Origin of the sequence: Asticcacaulis currens, assembly GCF_028550395.1 — a bacterium.
Taxonomy (GTDB): Bacteria; Pseudomonadota; Alphaproteobacteria; order Caulobacterales; family Caulobacteraceae; genus Asticcacaulis; species Asticcacaulis currens.
The window spans coordinates 213,995-232,829 of sequence record NZ_JAQQKW010000004.1 but is presented as its reverse complement, the minus strand read 5'-3'; the positions used below and the strand labels follow the sequence as shown (position 1 = coordinate 232,829).

The 18,835-nt window shown below is 61.1% G+C and carries 18 protein-coding genes; 4 read left to right on the top strand and 14 right to left on the bottom strand.

Annotation, left to right across the window (positions count from 1 at the left end; translation table 11 throughout):
* Nucleotides 1–3: 3 nt before the first annotated feature.
* Complete coding sequence (locus PQU94_RS08630) at nucleotides 4–717, bottom strand: thermostable hemolysin (RefSeq protein ID WP_272741057.1); 714 nt, start codon at nucleotides 715–717, stop codon at nucleotides 4–6.
* Nucleotides 718–890: 173 nt separating this feature from the next.
* Here PQU94_RS08630 and PQU94_RS08625 point away from each other — a divergent pair, with 173 nt between their 5' ends.
* From PQU94_RS08625 to PQU94_RS08615, 3 genes are all read left to right on the top strand, one after another.
* The gene (locus PQU94_RS08625; RefSeq protein WP_272741056.1) at nucleotides 891–1,415 is read left to right on the top strand and encodes an RNA polymerase sigma factor; all 525 of its coding nucleotides are present in this window, start codon (nucleotides 891–893) and stop codon (nucleotides 1,413–1,415) included.
* A gap of 109 nt (nucleotides 1,416–1,524) precedes the next feature.
* Nucleotides 1,525–2,559, top strand: a complete 1,035-nt coding sequence (locus PQU94_RS08620) for a FecR family protein (RefSeq protein WP_272741055.1) — start codon at nucleotides 1,525–1,527, stop codon at nucleotides 2,557–2,559.
* Entirely contained in the window at nucleotides 2,513–4,894 is a 2,382-nt protein-coding gene (locus tag PQU94_RS08615) for a TonB-dependent receptor (protein WP_272741054.1), read from the top strand. The genes PQU94_RS08620 and PQU94_RS08615 overlap by 47 nt, the downstream gene beginning before the upstream one ends.
* Nucleotides 4,895–5,210: 316 nt before the next feature.
* Here PQU94_RS08615 and PQU94_RS08610 read toward each other — a convergent pair whose 3' ends face one another.
* The 5 genes from PQU94_RS08610 to PQU94_RS08590 form a co-directional block, all read right to left on the bottom strand.
* Nucleotides 5,211–5,618, bottom strand: coding sequence for a GFA family protein (locus PQU94_RS08610; protein ID WP_438263738.1), 408 nt, complete (start codon nucleotides 5,616–5,618; stop codon nucleotides 5,211–5,213).
* Nucleotides 5,615–6,070, bottom strand: coding sequence for an SRPBCC family protein (locus PQU94_RS08605; protein ID WP_272741053.1), 456 nt, complete (start codon nucleotides 6,068–6,070; stop codon nucleotides 5,615–5,617). The genes PQU94_RS08610 and PQU94_RS08605 overlap by 4 nt, the downstream gene beginning before the upstream one ends.
* Nucleotides 6,063–6,365 carry an ArsR/SmtB family transcription factor gene (locus PQU94_RS08600; protein ID WP_272741052.1) on the bottom strand — a complete coding sequence of 101 codons (303 nt, stop codon included), beginning with the start codon at nucleotides 6,363–6,365 and terminating at the stop codon, nucleotides 6,063–6,065. The genes PQU94_RS08605 and PQU94_RS08600 overlap by 8 nt, the downstream gene beginning before the upstream one ends.
* Before the next feature lie 182 nt (nucleotides 6,366–6,547).
* Nucleotides 6,548–7,975: a DUF6880 family protein gene (locus tag PQU94_RS08595; RefSeq protein WP_272741051.1), complete on the bottom strand. Its 1,428-nt coding sequence runs from the start codon at nucleotides 7,973–7,975 to the stop codon at nucleotides 6,548–6,550.
* A 184-nt stretch (nucleotides 7,976–8,159) separates the two neighbouring features.
* On the bottom strand, nucleotides 8,160–9,110 hold the full coding sequence (locus tag PQU94_RS08590) for an alpha/beta hydrolase (protein ID WP_272741050.1): 951 nt from the start codon (nucleotides 9,108–9,110) through the stop codon (nucleotides 8,160–8,162).
* A 350-nt stretch (nucleotides 9,111–9,460) separates the two neighbouring features.
* Here PQU94_RS08590 and PQU94_RS08585 point away from each other — a divergent pair, with 350 nt between their 5' ends.
* The gene (locus tag PQU94_RS08585; RefSeq protein WP_272741049.1) at nucleotides 9,461–10,333 is read left to right on the top strand and encodes an oxygenase MpaB family protein; all 873 of its coding nucleotides are present in this window, start codon (nucleotides 9,461–9,463) and stop codon (nucleotides 10,331–10,333) included.
* Nucleotides 10,334–10,543: 210 nt separating this feature from the next.
* Here the strand turns inward: PQU94_RS08585 and PQU94_RS08580 are convergent, their stop codons facing one another.
* The 8 genes from PQU94_RS08580 to bufB form a co-directional block, all read right to left on the bottom strand.
* Nucleotides 10,544–13,468 (bottom strand): TonB-dependent receptor, encoded by a 2,925-nt coding sequence (locus PQU94_RS08580; protein ID WP_272741048.1) that lies wholly within the window; start codon nucleotides 13,466–13,468, stop codon nucleotides 10,544–10,546.
* Between the two features lie 255 nt (nucleotides 13,469–13,723).
* On the bottom strand, nucleotides 13,724–14,662 hold the full coding sequence (locus tag PQU94_RS08575) for a FecR family protein (RefSeq protein WP_272741047.1): 939 nt from the start codon (nucleotides 14,660–14,662) through the stop codon (nucleotides 13,724–13,726).
* Nucleotides 14,652–15,170, bottom strand: a complete 519-nt coding sequence (locus PQU94_RS08570; protein ID WP_272741046.1) for an RNA polymerase sigma factor — start codon at nucleotides 15,168–15,170, stop codon at nucleotides 14,652–14,654. The genes PQU94_RS08575 and PQU94_RS08570 overlap by 11 nt, the downstream gene beginning before the upstream one ends.
* 182 nt (nucleotides 15,171–15,352) lie before the next feature.
* Nucleotides 15,353–15,997 (bottom strand): NrsF family protein, encoded by a 645-nt coding sequence (locus PQU94_RS08565; RefSeq protein ID WP_272741045.1) that lies wholly within the window; start codon nucleotides 15,995–15,997, stop codon nucleotides 15,353–15,355.
* Nucleotides 15,991–16,659: an NrsF family protein gene (locus PQU94_RS08560; protein WP_272741044.1), complete on the bottom strand. Its 669-nt coding sequence runs from the start codon at nucleotides 16,657–16,659 to the stop codon at nucleotides 15,991–15,993. Before PQU94_RS08560 ends, PQU94_RS08565 begins: the two co-directional genes overlap by 7 nt.
* A complete protein-coding gene (locus PQU94_RS08555) occupies nucleotides 16,652–17,212 on the bottom strand; it encodes a sigma-70 family RNA polymerase sigma factor (RefSeq protein ID WP_272741043.1) in 561 nt (186 codons plus the stop codon). The genes PQU94_RS08560 and PQU94_RS08555 overlap by 8 nt, the downstream gene beginning before the upstream one ends.
* Nucleotides 17,209–17,955 carry an HvfC/BufC N-terminal domain-containing protein gene (locus PQU94_RS08550; protein ID WP_272741042.1) on the bottom strand — a complete coding sequence of 249 codons (747 nt, stop codon included), beginning with the start codon at nucleotides 17,953–17,955 and terminating at the stop codon, nucleotides 17,209–17,211. The genes PQU94_RS08555 and PQU94_RS08550 overlap by 4 nt, the downstream gene beginning before the upstream one ends.
* On the bottom strand, nucleotides 17,952–18,785 hold the full coding sequence (bufB, locus tag PQU94_RS08545) for an MNIO family bufferin maturase (RefSeq protein WP_272741041.1): 834 nt from the start codon (nucleotides 18,783–18,785) through the stop codon (nucleotides 17,952–17,954). Before bufB ends, PQU94_RS08550 begins: the two co-directional genes overlap by 4 nt.
* Nucleotides 18,786–18,835 lie beyond the last annotated feature (50 nt).

Sequence of the window (18,835 nt, the reverse complement as noted above, 5' to 3'; positions counted from 1 at the left end):
GGCCTATTCGCCCTTCCGGGTTGCCGCCATGTGCAGGCGGGCATAGAGGTCGGGCAGCCTCACCTCTTTCAGCGGCGCAGCGCAGCGGCTGATGCGGCCAAAGAGGACGCGCGGATCATGATCGTAATAGCGCCCCCAATCGGCGGCGTTGTTCAGGCGTTCTGGATGGGCCTGTGCTATTTCTGAAATCTCAAAAGCGACCCGGCTGAACAGACGGCGTAACGGTGCCGTGGCGGTCGCCACCGCATAGGTGAGGCCTTTTGATGCCAGATGCTCGGACAGCGCTTTAAACAGAAAGATCGCCGCACCGCGCGCCTGCGCCTGGTCGGACGCGGCCAGATTTCCGATTTCGGCGATCTGATGCCGCCTGACCGCGCTTTGCTCATGCTGAGCAAGGGTCGCTTCAACGGAACGGTCGAGGTAAGCCTCAAGGAACAAGGGCTCCAGAGCGGCAAAACGGAAACCCGCTACCGCTAAAATCGTGTCCGAGCGATCGCGCACGCTCATCAGTATAGGGTAGTGGTGGCGGATTATGCCGTCATAGGCCTTCGCGAAGGCCGCTTCGACAAAGGCTTCTGCTCTCAGGCGTTCTGGATGAAAGGCGGTACAAAGCGTGATGATATGGCTGTCAGAACGGGCATCCGCAGTCTCAGCTCTCGCAAGAACAGACTGAGGCGCAAAGGGCATCGGGACGGGATTGGGCAAGTGGGCGGTCATCAGGCGGTTACGCTCCCGGAGACTTACACGCCTGAACATCAGGCCGTTTCCCCCCGTAAACACCGCCCGCTACGAAACGTCGTAAAGCCTATCGCAAGTTTTTTTGGCATAACCTAATTAGGCCACTTTCCCCGGCCCAATTGGCTCACCTGTTAAACAAGCCCTTCAAACCTATGACCTCCGCTCCCTCCTCAGCGCTGATTGAGGCCTATCTTCAGAAACGGGCCATGCTGGTGCGCTATTTCACGGGGCGTACGCGCAATGCCGAACAGGCTGAAGATATTGTTCAGGCGCTTTATCTGAAGATCGAACGGTTGCCGCCGGACTACGCTGCCGATAATCCGACGGCCTTTTTGTTTCGGGCCGGCACGCATATTTTGCTCAATGAGATCCGCACCCGTCGCCGGGCTCACGACCGCGATCAGGCCTGGACGAGCAGTCAGTCGGACCAGATGGGCGACGAACTCGTCGCGCCCATGCCCTCGCCTGAGGCCGCCGTTTCGGCGCGTCAGCAACTCCAGGCCGCTCTATGTGCGCTGGAAGAACTGCCGCCCCGTACGCAGGACATTTTCAGACTGCATCGCCTCGAAAGGCTCACACAGGCCGAGGTGGCGCAAAGGCTCAGCCTTTCCAAAAGCTCTGTTGAGAAGCACCTCTATGCGGCGCTCAAACACCTTGTTGCACGGCTTGGCCCCTGATGCGTCAACCGCCGTCTGCAAAAAATGTGAGTGTTTCCCATTTTCTTTTACGGCTTTTCTGAGGCGATGGTGTTTCCCTTCATAAGCCACAACGGTTAGACTCGTTTCCATGTCACAGTCCCATACGCCCGCCACCGAGATCGAAGATGAGGCCCTTGCCTGGGTCTTGCGCGTGCATGGCGATGAGGTGCGCGATGCGGACATTGAAGCGCTCACCCTGTGGCAGGCGCAATCCGACGCGCATCTGGCGGCCTATGACCGGGCTGAACGTCTCTGGCTTTTGACGTCGCCCATCTCTGACGTCGAACCCCGCCCGGACGTTCCAAATCCCACTGCTGAAAATGTTATTAAATTCAGTGATTTCACGAGGCGTTCCCAACCATCCAAGGCACCCGCAATTAAAACGTCGTGGGTCGCCGCCGCCGCTGCCTGCCTGGTTCTGGCGCTGGGTGTACCCGTATATCTTACGACACGCCCCGTTAAACCTGAGATCTATGAAACCCAACGCGGGGAAACGCGCTGGGTGAGCTTGAAGGATGGGAGCCGGGTGCACCTCAACAGCGATACACGCCTCAGTGTCCGCATGGCGCGCAATGAACGTCGCCTGACGCTGGAAAAGGGTGAACTGGCGCTCACGGTTGTGCACGATGCGAACAAGCCGTTCCGTGTTGAGGCCGGACAGACGGCCTTGTGGGACGTCGGGACCGAATTCAATGTGCTGCGTCACGCGGGTCGGGTGAGCGTGACGGTCAAGTCGGGCGCGGTTTCGGTGACGCCGGCCACCGCGAAGGTGATGGATTTGAATACGGTGCTGCGCCCGGGCGATCAGGCTGTGGTGGATGAGGCCAGCGGCCACATCCGTCGCCAGACGGTCGATCCCGCGCAGGTTCTGGCGTGGCAAGACGGGCATGTCGTCTATGTCGATCGTCCCCTGACGGAGGTGGCGGAAGATCTGGGCCGCTATTTCGACAGGCCCCTGAAGGTGGACAAAGGGGCGGAAAAGATCAGACTGACGGCGGTTTTGCCGATTGATTCGGAGGCTTCGGTTGTCTCGAGATTACAGGCCTTCGCCCCGATCCGGGTCAGGGTGGCAAAGGATGCCCTCTATCTTGAGCCTCGTCACGACGATCGGCCTGCTCGCTAGCGCAGACGCGCGCGCGGCATCGACGGCTCTACATCCGTTTGACATTCCCCGTTCGCCTGTCGGCCAGGCGCTTGTGACAGCAGCTATTCAGGGCCACTTTGCGCTTGGGGGTTTGAACCCAAGGCTTTGTGGCACGCATACGGTCAGCCTGAAGGGGCACCTTACCAATGCAGAGGCCCTGACCCAACTGACGGCAAACTCAGCATGTACTTTTGAGTCGCTGGGTTCGGAAACCTACCGGCTGATCATGCGCCCCGCACCCGTACAAAGGGCGAAGCCCACGGGCCTCGAAGACGCGCCTCCCGAAGAGGTTACCGTTGTTGCAACCCGACGACCGCAATTGCTGGGCGACTCGCCTTCCGCTTTAAGCGTTCTTTTGCCCAGGGACATCGAAGGACGCGAAGGCGGACTGGGTGAGGCGGCTGCGCGTGTGGCCGGTTTTGCCCGTACCAATCTGGGTCCTGGGCGCGACAAGATCATGTTGCGTGGTTTGTCGGACGGTGTGTTCACCGGACGTACGCAATCGACCGTCGGCCTTTATCTCGATGACACGCCTATCACCTATAACGCCCCTGATCCGGATCTGCTGCTCACCGACATGGCGCGCATCGAAGTCCTTAAAGGCCCGCAGGGCGCGCTTTATGGCGAGGGCTCAATTGCCGGTGTGGTTCGGCTGGTGACGCGCAAGCCCGACCTGTCGCAAACCTCGGCCCTGTGGCGAGCCTCAATCGGCCTTCCACAGACCGGAGGTCTGTCCCGGCGTCTGGAAGGCGTCGTCAATCAGCCGCTGATAACCGACCGATTGGGGGTGCGCCTGGTCTTTTATGACGACACGGCCGGGGGGTACATCCATGATTTAGCGCTTAACAGCGTGGCCAGCAATCAAAGTCGGCGCAGTGGCGGGCGTATCGGGCTCGACTGGCGGCTCTCGGACAACTGGCGGCTTTCGGCCTCGGGTGCGTTTCAGGAAATCAATACGCGCAATAGCCAGTACGTCTCCGGGGACTACGGCCGCTATAGCCGTCGGGGCGGGGTCGTTGAGCCGCATGATAATGATTTCAGTCAGGTGTCCGCGCGCCTTCAGGGCACCACAAGGCTGGGCGAGATGAGCCTCAGCCTCAACCACGTCCATCATTATCTGTCGAGCCTCTATGAGGCCTCGCCTCTGGCCCAGGACCTCGGCCTGACCCGTCCGGGTGGCGTGCTCGTGTACAGAGAGGCTCAGGCCGTTGAGCTGACCACGGCCGAGGGGGTGTGGGTATCCCCGTCCGATCAGCCGCTGCGCTGGCTCGCGGGCCTCTATGCCACCTCAGGATCAGAGATTTTTCAACCGGTTTTGACCACGGAGACGGTGAATCGCACCCTCTATACCGAGCGGCGGAAGGACGAATACGCCGACCTCGCGGCCTTTGGCGAGGTTTCTGTGACACTGAGACCGAGTTGGACCCTGACCGTCGGCGCCCGCTATGCCTTCTACCGCCACGATGTGCAAAGCCAGATCAACCGCAGCTATGCCGTGCAAACGCCGGATGAGATGGGTATCGAACGACAGGCCAGCGACAGACATCTGGCGCACAAGATCGTGTTGCGCTACCAACCCACGGCGGAGTTCATGGCCTATGTACAGGCGGCGGAGGGCTATCGCGGCGGCGGCTACAATACCAGTGCATTGAAGGCCAGCGACCCACTGCCGCCGCGTTACCGGGGGGATGAATTAAACAGTCTTGAAGTCGGACTGAAGACACGGCTCGACGAGGGGAGGCTCCTGCTCAATCTCAGCCTCTTCAACGTCCACTGGGACAATATCCAGAGTGATCAGTTTCAGGCGTCTGGTCTGCCCGTGACCGTTAATATTGGCAGCGGCGTCAATCGCGGCTTTGAAGCCGAAGGCGACTGGCAGTTGCCCGATCAGTGGAGCCTGCACGGTGCGTGGCTGATCAACGCCTCTAAACTTACCAGTCCGGACGCGGGTTTTGTCAGCGAAGAAGATGCGACCCTGCCCGATATTGCCAGGACAAATCTGCACCTGTCGGTTCGAAAGACCATGAGCACCGCGCGCGGCGCGTGGTCCCATGAGGCCGGCTTAACCTATCAGGGACGATCCCATCTGAATTTTGGCCAGGAGGCAGGTGCCGACATGGGGGACTACGTGACCGTCAATCTGTCCGCCACCTATCAGCGGCAAGACTGGAGTTTCGGCGCAAGGGCGCAGTTCCATTCCCCTCCGGATGCCAACACGCTGGCGTATGGCAACCCGTTTACGCTTCGGCTCGGCTCACAGCGGACGCCGCCCACGCCTGCAGTATTGTGGCTGACGGTGTCGCGTGCATATTAGAACACTCAGATGGCGATCAAGGCACTGAGATTTGAGCCGCCTCTAACGAGCGTCGATTTTAGAGCACTGCCTTAAGACAGATGTTCGCCGACCTGCGCTCCTGAACCCGCAGGCACGGCCGTCCGCACCTCAACATCGGGAGCAGAGCGGATGGTTGTCAGGTAATAGGCGGGTTGCCATGTTCGGGATTAGCGACAAACGGCGCCTTCGGGCTATTTTCTCCCGGGCTATGTCACTTCGGGTAGGTGACGCAAAGCGTCTGCGTTCGCACTAAAAACGATGTCCCAAAGTCACGTTGGCTGTTCGAATGGTATGCCTAGGGCATACGATCAAACTTTGGTATGTCAGGGTCGAGATGGTCCCACTTATAGCCCCGAGAGATATAGGTTGCGAACTGGGGTTTATATCTCTCAGGTGTATCAAGGGTGGCGGCACGCACACTTATGATGCGGGGATGAGCGGAAAAGCTCATGAGGACGGGTGACCCGCATATCTTGCAGAAGTGTCTTGTTTTAGCTCGTCCGCTTTCGCCAAACATCTGGAATTCTGCCGCCTCGCCTGTCAGCACCGCCGGCGTGCATTCGAAAACTACGTGCGAGGCGTGCCCTGTGCCACTTTCGAACTGACAGTCGCGGCATTGGCAATCAACCATGGCGATCGGGTCTGTCTCCATGCTGTAGCGCAATGTCCCGCATCCACAACCGCCAGCCCATCTCGCACTCATTCTGCACCCCGGATTTCGGAGGCCGTAGCGGACAGGCGCGGAAGTACTTTTTTCCAGCCGTCGCCCATATTTTTCAAGGCGACCTCGTTCTTCGGTAGACTAAACCCTGAATGGACCAAGCGAACTCGGGTACCACCTTCGCCGGCGGATAACGTCCAAGTTACGATGGTATCGAGTTTTGAGCCGTAGCCGGTGTTGCGTTCATCGCCGCCCTTCCAGCTGTAGGTAAACCGGGCGAGAGGCACAATCTCAAGAATCTGACACTGAATAGTCCCGTCCCATTCCCCTGCTGGTGTTGTTTTGAACGTGAATCTGTTCCCGACGACCGCCTGAAAGCCAGTAGCGGGCATCATCCACCGCGCCATCAATTCCCCTGACGTCAAGGCTTCCCAAATGACCCCGGCTTCATGCGGAAAAACCTCATCGACCACAATCGTGTTTGCCTCAGTCATTGTCCATTTCCTTCAGGGTTGCGCGCAGGTCATCAAAACGTGCCTGCCAAAAGGTCGTGTAATGCCCCAGCCACGTAGACAAAGGTTCGAGGCCTCGTGCATTCGCACGGTAGTACACCTTTCGACCCTCTGGACGTTCGACCACGAGCCCCGCTTGGCGGAGGGTCTTCAGGTGCTGAGAGATCGCTCCCTGGGTCACGCCACTATCGCGGGTCAAATCGACCACGCTTATCTCGCCGCTTCCGGCGATACGCTCATAAACGGCCCGACGTGTAGGATCGGCCAGCGCGCGCATAATGGTATCAATGGGTGTAGCGGGTTCCATATAGATCAATTAGTCAATTCTAATGAATTAGTCAATGCTAATTGATTTTAACGTCCTCGATGGCTGTAACGTGGGCTTCGCGCGTGCCGTACGGCCTTGCACTGGCCCATGACCACGACCGTTTTGCAAATGACGGGTTTAGGCTGATAGCCTCAGCTGTCAACGCGTTGCCAAAAATCCTGTCTATGTCGGTAGACCTCACGTAGCCTTTTCACCCAAAGGGCATGAGGTTCAATATCCTCATGATCGTGAATGCGGGCAGCCAGCCGCTCCGCTTCCCAGACGTATCCCGCCCCATCGGCATAATAAACGCTGAGTGCGGATATGAGTATGGCTTCGACCATGCGCCTGTATAGAAGACTGGCGGCTGCCGGATAGCGCGCGGCGAGGCGATCTGCGGCAAGCCCCAGACGCTCGCGGTTTTCGCCACTTATCTCTTTTGAACGGGCGAGGACGAGACGTGCGGCCCGATCAAGTGAGGGCCAATGGATAAGAAGCCATAGAGCGCCAGACGCGTCATCCGCTGTAATGGCCGCGTCGAGTTCGACGTCTTCAGCTTCAACGTCTTCGAAGTCCGGCAAGCGTTTGAGATAGGTGCGCAAATATACCGGATCGAGTGTGTGTCGAAAGGTCTGGAGACGAAGGCTCTGCGCGGCGTCAGAGTGGCCAGAGGCCTCCAAAATCTCGATGCGCAGCGTAATCCACACCAGGTCAGTCCGGTGGAGTTGCCCGCGCGCGGCGTCCAATACACTAAGGGCTTCGACGTCGCGGCCCACCGCGTGCAGGCGCGTCGCGATACGAAACGCTGTACTCGGTTGTTTAGGATCACCTTGCAGATCGATGAAGGCATCAACGTCGTTTGCAGCGTCCGCGATGGCTTCGAGCGCCATGTGGGTCACCTCTTGCCGCGTCCGGCGATGGAGCTGTGTGGCCTGAATTTGACGGCGTTTCCAGCGCGAGACTTTCCGTGGCCGGGGCGAATGGGCCTTTTCAGGGGATTTGGCCGCAGTGAGACATTCGGCTCGTAGAGCTTTCAGACCGATCTCCCCAAGTTGCGCCGCTAGACCCGAGACCAGGGCGTCCGACTGGCCATAGCGATTAGCCATCAGGGCTTGGGCCGCAGGCGCGATGAGGGTTGCGTGGTCTGAGGATAAATCCGTCGCCAGTCGCGCTATGTCAGCCGGGATTGTCTTAAAAAGCGTCAGGATTTCCCCGGATGCGTCGTTTGTTCGTTCAATTACGCCATTACACAGGTCCAGAAACTTCCATAGAAGCTCAAGGGCGTCTTTCGGAGTTGACGGCTCTATCTGACGCAAGATCAGATCATGAAGACTCTTGAGATCGCCCCGAAATCCTTTGAGAGTGCGCCATCCCACGCTCGTTTCGGCGGCCGAAATCGCCGCTATACGTTTTTGGACCTCACTTACGAGACGCGATGGACTATCCTGCCCTATGAGTTCCAAGCGTAAACGGCGTTTGGCGTTGGCATCGCCCGCACTGATCTCGATCAGCAACTGCGCCAGCCGATCGGCGCCCAGAGAGGCAAGGTTCGTCGCATTGAGGGTGGTTTTTACGGCCATATAGACACAAAGATAGGGTCAGACGTTAGGTTTGAACAGGGCTCTTCTTAGGGCGAGTGTCCCTTCTACGGCATCAAGATGAGGATCAGGGTCCACTGAACCAGCCCAAAAAAGAGACTATAAGCTCATAAGCGTCGCGTTAGCCTAAGGCAGCGGTCAGCCGTGATTGTGCTTTTCGGGAGCCTTACGGTTTACGCGGACTGAGCCAGCCGTTCGCGGTGATCCAGTCCATTATGGCACCCTGCCAGGTACTGCGGGGCAATAAAGGAAAGCCATGCTGACCCTTACTGAAGATCCGCGCCTCAACAGGGACGCCCGCATGCCGAAGGGATTCGAGATAAGCCAGGCTATTGTCGAGATCCACCAGTTGGTCGTCAGCGGCGTGGAGAATCAAAGCGGGCGGTGTGGCGGTCGTTACGTTTCGATCGCTTGAAAACGCCTCGATCTGAGCATCTGATGGTGATGCACCGAGGAGCGCGGTCCTTGAGCCCGTGTGGGTGATCTTGGCATCCATGCTGATAACCGGATAGACGAGCACCTGAAAGTCTGGACGGAGATTTACGTTCTCAGGGTTCGGGGCATAAGCCTTCTGAAAATGGGTTGCCAGTGTCGACGCGAGGTGGCCGCCTGCCGAAAAGCCAACCACCCCGATGCGCGCCGGGTCGAGGTTCCAGCTGCTGGCGTTTAGCCTGATGTACCGCAGACCCTGCTGCGCGTCCTGCAGAGGCCCGATCGATTTATCCTCCATCGTCGCATCACTCGGCAGACGGTACTTCAGGACAAAGGCAGCGATGCCATGATCGATGAAGTAGTGCGCCTGCTGAACGCCTTCGTAGTCGAAGGTCAGGCCCGCATAGCCGCCACCAGGAATTATGAGGACGCTGGTGCCCGTCGCTTTGGCCGGTGACGGCAGATAGATTTGAAGTGTGGGCCGCGACACATTCTGTATCCAGCCCTTTTGCGCACCTGTCTCGGTGTCTGCCACCGGTTTCGAATTTGGAATGGGGGCGTCACCGTAAAGGGGGACCTCCGTCATTTTGGGTGCCAAGGCTGACGCCTGCTGCAGGGCCATCGCCGCTGGAGGCGTTGCGAGAAACGCGGCGGCGATGATGAAGGACGCAAATCTGGATGGCACGGTGTAACCTCCCCTTCTTGGCTTATCGCTTTTTACGTGACGGCATCCGCGGCGGCAAGGCAACCCCCCTGACAGGTCCCAACCCTGAATATGCGCGCATTTTGCCGACACCCGTGGCCCGGCGGGCGACTTGTGGCCGCCGGGGCAAGAAACAATGGACTGGGGGATTGGAAAAGTGAGTTTGGCAGGCAGGTCATCCCCTACCGTGAGGTGGGATGATAAGCGTTGCTGCACGCAAATCTTGCCTGAGTATGAGTTCAGTGCTCGAAACCCGACGAATGGGCGTATAGCTACATAAGACGCCAAACGACGGACGCGGCCTAAAAAGCTCGTCCCCATGGGGGAGTGTTATGATTGCCAAACGGTCTTTGACAAGCCCCTTAAAAGACGTGCTCGTGTCTCGCGTTCGGGCCGTCTTTAATGACCCCGCAAAGGGCGAAACCCCTGTCGTCCGGTCTAACCATGCGTTGTTTCAACCAGAATCGGTAATCTGGCGGGTGCATTCGGACGTGACCACCATGATGATCGGGGGCGTAACGGCGCTGCTTGTACAGATGCTGCACCCGGCGGCCCTCGCCGGGGTTTGGGATCACAGTCAATTCCGAGAGGACATGAGCGGGCGCCTGCGGCGGACGGCGCGCTTCATTGCTGTCACCACCTTTGCCGAACGAGAGCAAGCCGACGGGGCCATTGCCAGAGTCCGGGCCATCCATAAGCAGGTCCAGGGGGTTATGGAGGACGGTCGGCCTTACCGGGCTGATGATCCGTGGCTGCTCGCATGGGTGCATGTTTGCGAAACGCTCGGCTTTCTCGACGCGTGGATTGCCTACGCAGAGCCTTACATGACCGTCTCTGATCAGGACCAATATGTGCGGGAGGCCGGGCTTATTGCTAAACGCCTGGGCGCCCACCCCGTGCCCCAGACACGCGCCGAAGCGGAGCTGTTGATTACGCGCTTTCTTCCCGAATTGCGCGTTTCGACCAGAACACGAACCGTGACCGAGCTTCTGTTTACACAACGGCCCGCCTCATTGTCCGCCCTGCCTGCCCATCATCTTATAATGACAGCGGCCGTAGATCTGATGCCAGCGTGGGCCAAGGCCTTACATCATCTCCATGTTGCGCCTGGGCTGCGTCCTCTCGTTCGAGCCAGTGCGAGAAGCGTTGCCAAAACCCTTCGCTGGGCCTTTCAGGACGCACGCCGCCCGCTTACGGACACGTGATAGGTTTGCGGTATTTCGACGACACCTGGCTGTCAGTCCCTCGATCAACCGCTCACCGTTCGCTTCGCGCCGCGCTATTTAAGGGTGCCGACGATTCGGGGGCTATGCGTGCATGCGAGAGGGGATAAAAGGAAAAGCGGGACGACCATGCTGATCGCCGTCCCGCTTCCGCTCGTCTGATTCTCGCAGTGTAGAAGGCCGCTGACCGGCCTAGAACTTGCCGCGCACGCCCACAGAGACGCTGCGGCCATTGAAGGTGTAGCCGCCGAACTGGCCGTTTTGCGTGAACTGCCACTGCGCTTCGTTGGTCAGGTTCTGGCCTTCGATGACCAGCGTGAACTGATCGTCGATCTTATAGCTGACATTGCCATCGAGCGATCCGTAGGCCTTGTCGTTGAGGCTGGCCAGACCGCCGGTGCCGACCGAGGCCAGCACATCATCGACCCAGGCATAGGACAGGCGTGCCCCCAGACGGTTCTTCTCGTAATAGACCGTCAGGTTGTAGCTGTTTTTGGCCACGTTCTGCATCTTGTCGATGAGAGTCGGCGAGTAGGTGGCCTCGGAGTCGGTGCGCGTATAGCTGGCCAGAGCGCCCAGACCGTCCCACGGGGCGGGCAGATCGCGGAAATTCTGCTGCCAGGCGAGCTCCATTCCCTTCACCCAGGCGCTGCCGCCATTGACCGGAGCGGTCAGGGTGTAGGTCTGGCCGTCGATAACGATGGGGGTGTTCTGGTTATAGACGAAGGTGGTGATGTCCTTATAGAAAAGGCCGCCGATCAGGGCCGAGCCCGGCGCAAAGTACCATTCTGCCGTCACATCATACTGATTGGCTTCGAACGGGTCGAGGAGAGGGTTGCCACCGACCGCGGTGAACACCGTCCCCGAAGAGTTGAGCGTCAGGCGCGGCGACAGGTCGGCCAGAGACGGACGCGTGATCACCTTGGCGGCGGCGGCGTGCAGTTGCACGCGCTCACTCAGTTCATAGACGAGGTTGAGGCTCGGCAGGGTGTCACGATAGGTCTTTTCAAAACGCACGGGCAGGGCGGCGGTGCCATTATCGGCGTGGCCTTGCGAGACCTGTTCGGTTTCGGCGTAGCGCACACCCACTTCGCCGCGCAGGGTGCGCCCGAACAGTTGCGTGTCGATATCCGCCGCCGTGTAGGCCGCCGAGATCTTTTCCGCCACATAGTAGGAGTTGCGCAGATCGCCGCGCGCCGGAGCCGTATTGGCGATGGCCGACATATCGAGAATGGCCATGAACCGGTCACGGTTGGGGCTCAGCCACGTCGTGGGCAGGGTGGCACCTACTTCGCCGAGGAAGTTATCGACGTCGATCGTGTCGTAAAAATCGCCGCCAAACAGGGTGTTGTTGCCGCCGATGGTCTTGCCGCTTAAGTCCTTGGTGAAGTTGATGTCGCGGCGGTTATAACGGCGCGAGCGGTCGCGGAATTTGACCCCCGCCGAAATCTGGCTGAAGGGACCGAAGCTCTGCGCACGCTGGGCGTCGAATTGTACGGCGTTTTCTTCGTCGAGCGAGTCGTTGACACGCCATTCCAGACGGCGGAAGGGCAGGATCGGGTCGCTGAGGCTGCGGGTCAGAAAGGTCAGGGTCGGCACGCCCTCGCCGACCTGCGGGAGGGAGAAGTCGAGTCCGCCCGATTGCCCCAGCACACGGGTACGGGTGATCGGCTTGTCCGTATTGGAATAGGCGCGCGCCACATAGACGCTGCCACTTAAGTCCCAGGCCCCGAGCTTTTGCTTGAGGCTCAGATCGGTCAACTGGTTGTCGTGGACCAGATAGTCGATCTCACGCCCGATCTGGGTGCTGGTCGAGGTGGTGCGCCCACCCACCAGCGCGCCATCGCGCACCTGACCGGTATTGGCAACGAGGCTGGAGAGAACGAAGTCGGCCGAATAGGTCCGCTCGTCATAAAAGTCGTCCAAATGGGAATAGATGTGCGACAGCGCGATTTCGGTGCCTTCGCGTGGCTGCCACTGGATGGCGGCGCTGACGCCCCAGCGTTCGCGGCGTTCGGTTTCCAGCGTCGGGCGCACGGCGCTCGGCACATAGGTGGTGTCGGTCACGCCGTCGCCATTGACGTCGATCTTGCCCGTCGTCCAGCTCACCCCGGTGATGCGGTCCGAGCGCAGGCTGCGGATACCGTAATTGGCCGAAACGAGCACGCCCAGCGTGCGGTCTTCGTTATTCCAGCTCCACAGGCCCGACATCTTCGGGTCGGCCTTCTTGGCCAGCTCAACATAGGTTGAGGTCAGGCTGAGGGCCGAGGTCGGGCGTTTAAAATCGAGCGGCTTGAAGGTGCGCAGATTGACGGTACCGCCAATCGCGCCTTCATCCATGGCGGCCAGAGGCGACTTGATGACCTCAACGCCGGAGACCATTTCCGTGGCCAGCGTATCGAAACGGAACTGACGGCCCGATTGTCCGGAATCACGGACGTTCTCATTCACGGCGGCGCTGCGGCCATCAATGGTCACGTTCTGAAAATTGGGACCAAGGCCGCGCACGCGCACGAAGAGGCCTTCGCCGCGGTCGCGCGTGATCGAGATGCCGGGGACGCGCTGAAGCGCTTCGGCGATATTGTTGGCGGGAAACTTGCCGATGTCTTCGGCATTAATGACATCGACGACATTGGTGGCGCGGCGCTTTTCATTGAGCGCCTTCGACAGCGAGTTGCGGAAGCTGCTCACGACGACCTCTTCGACCGGGGTGTCTGTGGCCGGCGCTTCGGCGCGCGCCACGGTCGCGGCGGTCGCTGCCGTGCGGGCCACGGGGGCGGAGGTCTGCACCTGACCGGCGCGAATGACCACCACCTGACCCTTCAGCGTGTAGGCGAGCGACTGACCGTGGAGGAGACGCGTCAGGGCCTGATCGAGGCTGAGGCGGCCGGTAAAGCCCGCCGTGCGCTTGCCGCTGGTCAGGCTCGGGTCGGCGACGATCTGCACGCCCGTCAGGCGCGACAACTGCACCAGAGCGGTATCAAGCGAGCCCGCCTTGATGTCGATATCGACGGCGCGCGAGGCCACGGCTTGCGCCTGAGCGATGTGCGGGGTCAGGCCCCCGAAGGTGAGAGCCGTCAGCGAAGCCGACAGGCAAAGAAGGCGATGAAAGGTCACGGTCTTATCCCCAATTTGGCCGGTGCGCGGGCCCATCCCCGCTGGCGGCTCAGGCTTAAGGACGGACCGGGGCGGGTGGGACCGGACACAGTTTTTGGTGAAATATTTATGACGCGTCATGCCAACGGCCGAAGATGCTGACGGCATCCGGCCGTTGAAAAATCGAGAATTTCTCATATGTATCAGCGACATGAGAAATTCTCAAAAGGCATACCAAGAGTCATTTTCAATGACCCTTGATATCCGTTCGCCGCCTCAGCGCAGCGTGAGGACATTGCCCTGTTTCTCGACCGTAAAGCCGTGGACGAGCGCCAGCGCCTCCAGCTGCGCTTCGGGGGCATCGAGACGGATGCGGCCTACGATCGGCTTCTGTTTGAGGGTTTCGTCGGCAAAGCGGATGGTCAGGCCGGACTGACGGCTGAGCGCCTGCACGACGCGCTCCAGCGGCCAGTGGTCGGGCTCGATCCAGCCGCGGCGCCAGTCGTCGCCCTGCGGATCAAAGCCGCTTAAGGGTTTGACCTGACCCTTGTCGAGGCTGGCGCGCATACCGCGGGTGAAATCGCCATAGCGGCGCTCATCCCCCGTCAGACGCACCTTGCCTTCATAAACGTCCAGTTCGACGCCCTGCGGCAGATAGCTGAGATTGAATTCGGTGCCGAGGACCCGCACCTGACCGCCCGACAAGGCGACAAAGAAGGGGCGCGCGGCGTCGTGCGCCACGTCGAAATAGGCCTCACCGCTTTTGAGCGCCACATGGCGGCGATAGCCCGTCAGGCGCGTTTCCAGACGCGAACCGCCGTTCAGCGTCACATGGCTGCCGTCCGCAAGCGTCAGTTCGCGCACCTCACCGGGTCGCGTGCTATAGACGGACACGGGCGTCGTCCAGTCGGCGATGACCGGCGGCAGGAGAAACAGGCTGAGGCCAGCGGCCATGGCCACCCCTAAACCGCCCCAGACGGCGGGCCTTTGCCACAGGGCGCGGCGCGACACCGGCGCTTCGAAGGTGGCGAGGGCGTCATGCAGGGCGCGGTCCTGTGCGATCTGCAACAGGCGGCGATAGGCCGCCTCGTGCCTGGGATCGGCCCGGCGCCAGTGCAGGCCCTCATTGCTTTCCCCCTCGGTCAGGGTCTCATCGGCAAAGCGGGCGGCGGTGTTCCACAATATGTCGTCGGTATCCGCACGCTCAGGTATCATAGCGTTTTCTTTTCTGTTCGGCTTTGGCCAGGGTCTCATGCAACTGACGCAGGCCCCGCGTTATGTGTTTTTCGACGGCATCTACCGACAGGTTGAGGCTGCGGGCAATATCACTGCAACTTTCGCCATGCAATCGTCGCCGGATCAGGACGTCGCGGCGCAGGGGCGGCATGTCCTTCAGGGCTTCGGTGAAGGCTTCGAGACGCTGCTTGTGCATCAAGACCTGCTCCGGCAAGGGGTTGTCGCAGGCCAGAGTGTCCTCGATGGCCTCGGTGGGGCGCAGACGTGCGGCTCTGAAATGGTCGCTGATCAGATTCAGGGCGATGCGTCGCGCCAGTGCGGCGATGTTATCGACCGGATGATCGCGCACATAGGCGACCAGCCGCGCCAGCGTCTCCTGCACCACGTCTTCGCGCAGGGCGTGGTCGCGCACCTTGCCCGCGACAAAGCGCGACAGGCGCTGACGCTCATCGGCAATCCACGGAAAAGGCAGGGGGGCGGGCGGCATGACGGGAACCGCTCTAGTCGGCAAATGTGACAGATTTTTTATGACGGGCGTCGTCGGGGCCGGGCTTTGGCGCTTAATCTGCCCTGTGTGGGAATTATGTTTTTGCCGCGTAGCGATGGGGTGCGAAAAAAACCGCTCATACGGTTCGACATATCGCTCTAGCGCCCACAGATGGGGGTTCGCTATCGCCCCTGCCAGCCTTCGATCAGCAGGACCATGCCGACGGCGGGCAGATAGACGCTGAGCGTGTAGTAGGGCTGATCCATCGGGCAATGCAGGGCATAGGCCGCCGCTGCGAGCGTCGCAAAGCCCAGTGCCGCGGTCAGACGCAACAGCCTGGGCTGCGATGAGGCGGTGCGGTTGAGCCACAGCGGCGTGATCAGACGCATGGCGACGCAGGCACTGACGATAATGGTCAGGCCGCACAGGGTGGCCCCGCCAAAGCCGCCCTTCAGCGCTGCTGTCCAGCCGCCGTGCGCCACGGCCCACCACAGGCCTGTCGCCTGACTGATCAGAATGAGGGGCAGGGGGGCGAGGTCGCTCCAGTGGCAGCGGCCTTCGGGACGCGACAGGGCGTTGGCGGCGTGCAGGGCCGACAGTCCGGCCCAGCCCCACAGCAGCGGTTTGAACAGGGCAAAGCGGGTCTGCGTCAGCGCGGCCTCTATATCGCTGAGTTCCGGGCGCATCCCATAGATGCCCAGCACCCAGATCAGGGTCACGGCAGCGAAGACAAGCGCCAGACCCAGAAGCCGCCAGGCGCTCAGCGGTTTGACGGGGCGCAGGTCTTCGGTCAGCCGCTCGATCAGGTCGCGCGGCGGCTTTACCATCGGAACAGCGCTCGCCCGATGAGCGATCCGATCAGGGCAGCGACCAGATTGGGGGCCAGATAGATCAGCAGCAGATAGGCCGGAGCATCATGGTCGCAATGCAGGGTATAGGCCACCGTCATCAGGGCGGAGGCGGCAAAGGCGCTCAGCGCCCCGAACAGGGCCGGATTGCCGGGCGCGGCCTGGCGCAGCCACACGGCCCAGCCGACCCCAAGCCCCACCATGCCGCCCACCAGTATGGTCAGGAAGCACCCCGGCGCGCCGTCGGACAGGCCAGTCAGCGCCGACGAAAGGCCGCTCACGGCCATGTCGATGCCCGTCAGGGTCAAAAGCGCGATCAGGCCAAGCCCCAGAAGCCCGGTCTGCACGCGAGTGAGCCTGCCTTCCGGACGCGCGGTGGCCTGTACCTGCCAGACAGCGAGCGCAGCCAGGCCGATGAAAAAGGTCGTCTTGGCATAGGCCGACAGGTTATCCGCCACGCGCCCTTCGCTGAACAACAGGCGCATTTCGGGCCGCGCGCCGTAAGCCGTCAGAACATAGGTGATGCCCGCCAGAAGGCTCAAACCCACCCACAGCCACAGGCCACGGCGGCCCAGCGGGGCCACCGGGTTGACGGACTGGCTTAAGGTCTCGATCAGGTCGGGGGTATTCTTGTTACTCATCTTCGTACACTTTCCGGGGCACGCCGACGCTGTCCCGTAACTTTTTCAATCCTCTGTGGACGATGACCTTGACGGCGGCCACCGATTTGCCGGTCAGACGCGACACGTCCTCCAGGCTCAGTTCCTCGACCTTGTGCAGGCGAATGACGCGCGCCTGATCGACGGGCAATTGCGACAACAGCACCTGAATGTCGCGCCGCGCGATGGTGGCCGGCAGGCCCAGAGAGGCCTCGTCCACCGGCTCGTTCATTTCATTCAGCTCGACATGTACGTAGCGCCCGTATTTTCGGACGTGGTCGATCAGCTTGTGCCGCGCCACGGCGGCGATCCACGGCATGAAGGGGGCCGTGGGGTCATAGGTGTGGCGCTTTTCATGCACGGCAACGAGGGTGATCTGGATCAGGTCTTCGGTGTCGGGCGATTGCAGGCGACGACGGAAATAGGCGGAAAGCCAGGGGCGCAGGGCGGTGAGGAGGGCGCGATAGGGCTCCGCCTCGCCGCGCTGGGCGGCGCGCATCTGCTGCTGCCACAGGTCGGGTTGGCTGAGGCTCATGACGTCGTCTCTGTTCCAGCGAGGCCGGTGACCAGACCCTCGGCCAGCCATTGGCCCAGCCACGCGCCGATCTGTTCGGTGGGGTCGCTGTCCGCAGCCCGAAGCGTCAGCCCTTCGCAGGCGGCGGCAAACCCCTGACCTGCGGCAAGCGCGCAGATCAGGGCATATTCGTCGGCCTCCAGCGTGCGAAAGCGCGAAGCGAGTGCGGTCTTCCACACGCACAAACCGCTTGTCTCCTCGAAATAGAGCACCTCCGGCGGCGTCTCGTCTTTCGAGAGGGCCCGCCACAGGGCGGGGGCATTGGAGCGGATAGACCGGTGACGCAGGGCCGGATTCAGGATCAGGCGCACCGTCTCCCAGTCGCTGACCTGCATCAGGGCCGTCGCGTCGAGCGTATCCGCGTCTTCGGCGGCAAAGGCCTGCCGCAGGGCGGCATCCATCCACGCCAGTTCGGTGATTTCGGGATCATCCGGGAAACGCTGCGCTAAAAAGTCCGCAAAGTCCTGCCCATAATCGTCCAGTGACCACTGGGTGGACGGGTGCTGTTCGACATAGGCGCGGGCCTCAGAGTGAAACGTCTCGTCCCCCAGCCACGCCCAGACCTGCGCATAGGTTTCCGCCATCGCGCCAAGAAGCCGCGCGCGGTAGGCGTGGTGATAGACGCGCATTCCCTCGCTTAGCGTGGGGGCGGGGGAGGCCAGAATCTGACCCAGAAAATCCCGTTGGGTGTCGGCCAGGCTCATACGTACACCACAGGCGAAGCGAGGCGGCGGGCCGTGTCGAGTTCGGCCAGAAGCTCAGGCAGGGGCGGAATCTCGTCGTCGCGCTCGATCATGACGGCGGCGTGGCTGAGGCGCGGAGCGACCTTGGCCCACAGCGCCCAAACCCCGTCAGGGATAGGGGCGTCGTGGGTGTCGATCAGCAGGGTCTCGCCTTCAGAATGACCGGCCAGATGCACCTGACGCACGCGCTCCAGCGGCAGGCCGTCCAGATAGGCCTGCGCCGAAAAGCCGTGATTGTGGGCGCTGACGAAGACATTGTTGAGGTCGAGCAACAGGTAGCAGCCCGTGCGACGGCACAGCTCCGTCAGAAAGCCCCACTCTGTGTAGGTATCCTCGGCAAAGGTGACGTAGGTCGAGGGGTTTTCGATCAGAAGCGGGCGTTGGAGGAAGGTCTGCACGCGGTCGATATGGCGGCAGACGGTGGCCATTGCCGCCTCGGTCAGGGGCAGGGGCAAAAGGTCGTGGCTGTTGCGGCCATTGACGCCGGTCCAGCACAGATGATCGGAGACCCATAAGGGGTCCACACGCCGCATAAGGGTGTGCAGCCGCCTCAGATAGTCGGGCCCCGGACCTTCCGGCGAACCCAGCGACATCGAGACGCCGTGCATGGCCACGGGATAGTCGGCCCGCACGCGATCCAGCACATGCAGGGGCCGCCCGCCGTCGATCATGAAGTTTTCCGAGATGATCTCGAAAAAGTCGATCGGAGGGGGCGAGGCCAGTATGGCTTCGTAGTGGGGCGGTCTCAGGCCGAGGCCGAAACCCGCAAAGGATGCGACGGAAGGGAACATGGACAGGTCCGGAGAAGGGCCGGCGTGACACCGGCCCCGCAGGGAAGATA

What these genes read in the sequence shown, in the direction of transcription:
- PQU94_RS08630 (WP_272741057.1), bottom strand. Translation starts at nt 717, where the DNA reads ATGACCGCCCACTTGCCCAATCCCGTCCCGATGCCCTTTGCGCCTCAG.
- PQU94_RS08625 (WP_272741056.1), top strand. Translation starts at nt 891, where the DNA reads ATGACCTCCGCTCCCTCCTCAGCGCTGATTGAGGCCTATCTTCAGAAA.
- PQU94_RS08620 (WP_272741055.1), top strand. Translation starts at nt 1,525, where the DNA reads ATGTCACAGTCCCATACGCCCGCCACCGAGATCGAAGATGAGGCCCTT.
- PQU94_RS08615 (WP_272741054.1), top strand. Translation starts at nt 2,513, where the DNA reads ATGCCCTCTATCTTGAGCCTCGTCACGACGATCGGCCTGCTCGCTAGC.
- PQU94_RS08610 (WP_438263738.1), bottom strand. Translation starts at nt 5,618, where the DNA reads ATGAGTGCGAGATGGGCTGGCGGTTGTGGATGCGGGACATTGCGCTAC.
- PQU94_RS08605 (WP_272741053.1), bottom strand. Translation starts at nt 6,070, where the DNA reads ATGACTGAGGCAAACACGATTGTGGTCGATGAGGTTTTTCCGCATGAA.
- PQU94_RS08600 (WP_272741052.1), bottom strand. Translation starts at nt 6,365, where the DNA reads ATGCGCGCGCTGGCCGATCCTACACGTCGGGCCGTTTATGAGCGTATC.
- PQU94_RS08595 (WP_272741051.1), bottom strand. Translation starts at nt 7,975, where the DNA reads ATGGCCGTAAAAACCACCCTCAATGCGACGAACCTTGCCTCTCTGGGC.
- PQU94_RS08585 (WP_272741049.1), top strand. Translation starts at nt 9,461, where the DNA reads ATGATTGCCAAACGGTCTTTGACAAGCCCCTTAAAAGACGTGCTCGTG.
- PQU94_RS08575 (WP_272741047.1), bottom strand. Translation starts at nt 14,662, where the DNA reads ATGATACCTGAGCGTGCGGATACCGACGACATATTGTGGAACACCGCC.
- PQU94_RS08570 (WP_272741046.1), bottom strand. Translation starts at nt 15,170, where the DNA reads ATGCCGCCCGCCCCCCTGCCTTTTCCGTGGATTGCCGATGAGCGTCAG.
- PQU94_RS08565 (WP_272741045.1), bottom strand. Translation starts at nt 15,997, where the DNA reads ATGGTAAAGCCGCCGCGCGACCTGATCGAGCGGCTGACCGAAGACCTG.
- PQU94_RS08560 (WP_272741044.1), bottom strand. Translation starts at nt 16,659, where the DNA reads ATGAGTAACAAGAATACCCCCGACCTGATCGAGACCTTAAGCCAGTCC.
- PQU94_RS08555 (WP_272741043.1), bottom strand. Translation starts at nt 17,212, where the DNA reads ATGAGCCTCAGCCAACCCGACCTGTGGCAGCAGCAGATGCGCGCCGCC.
- PQU94_RS08550 (WP_272741042.1), bottom strand. Translation starts at nt 17,955, where the DNA reads ATGAGCCTGGCCGACACCCAACGGGATTTTCTGGGTCAGATTCTGGCC.
- bufB (WP_272741041.1), bottom strand. Translation starts at nt 18,785, where the DNA reads ATGTTCCCTTCCGTCGCATCCTTTGCGGGTTTCGGCCTCGGCCTGAGA.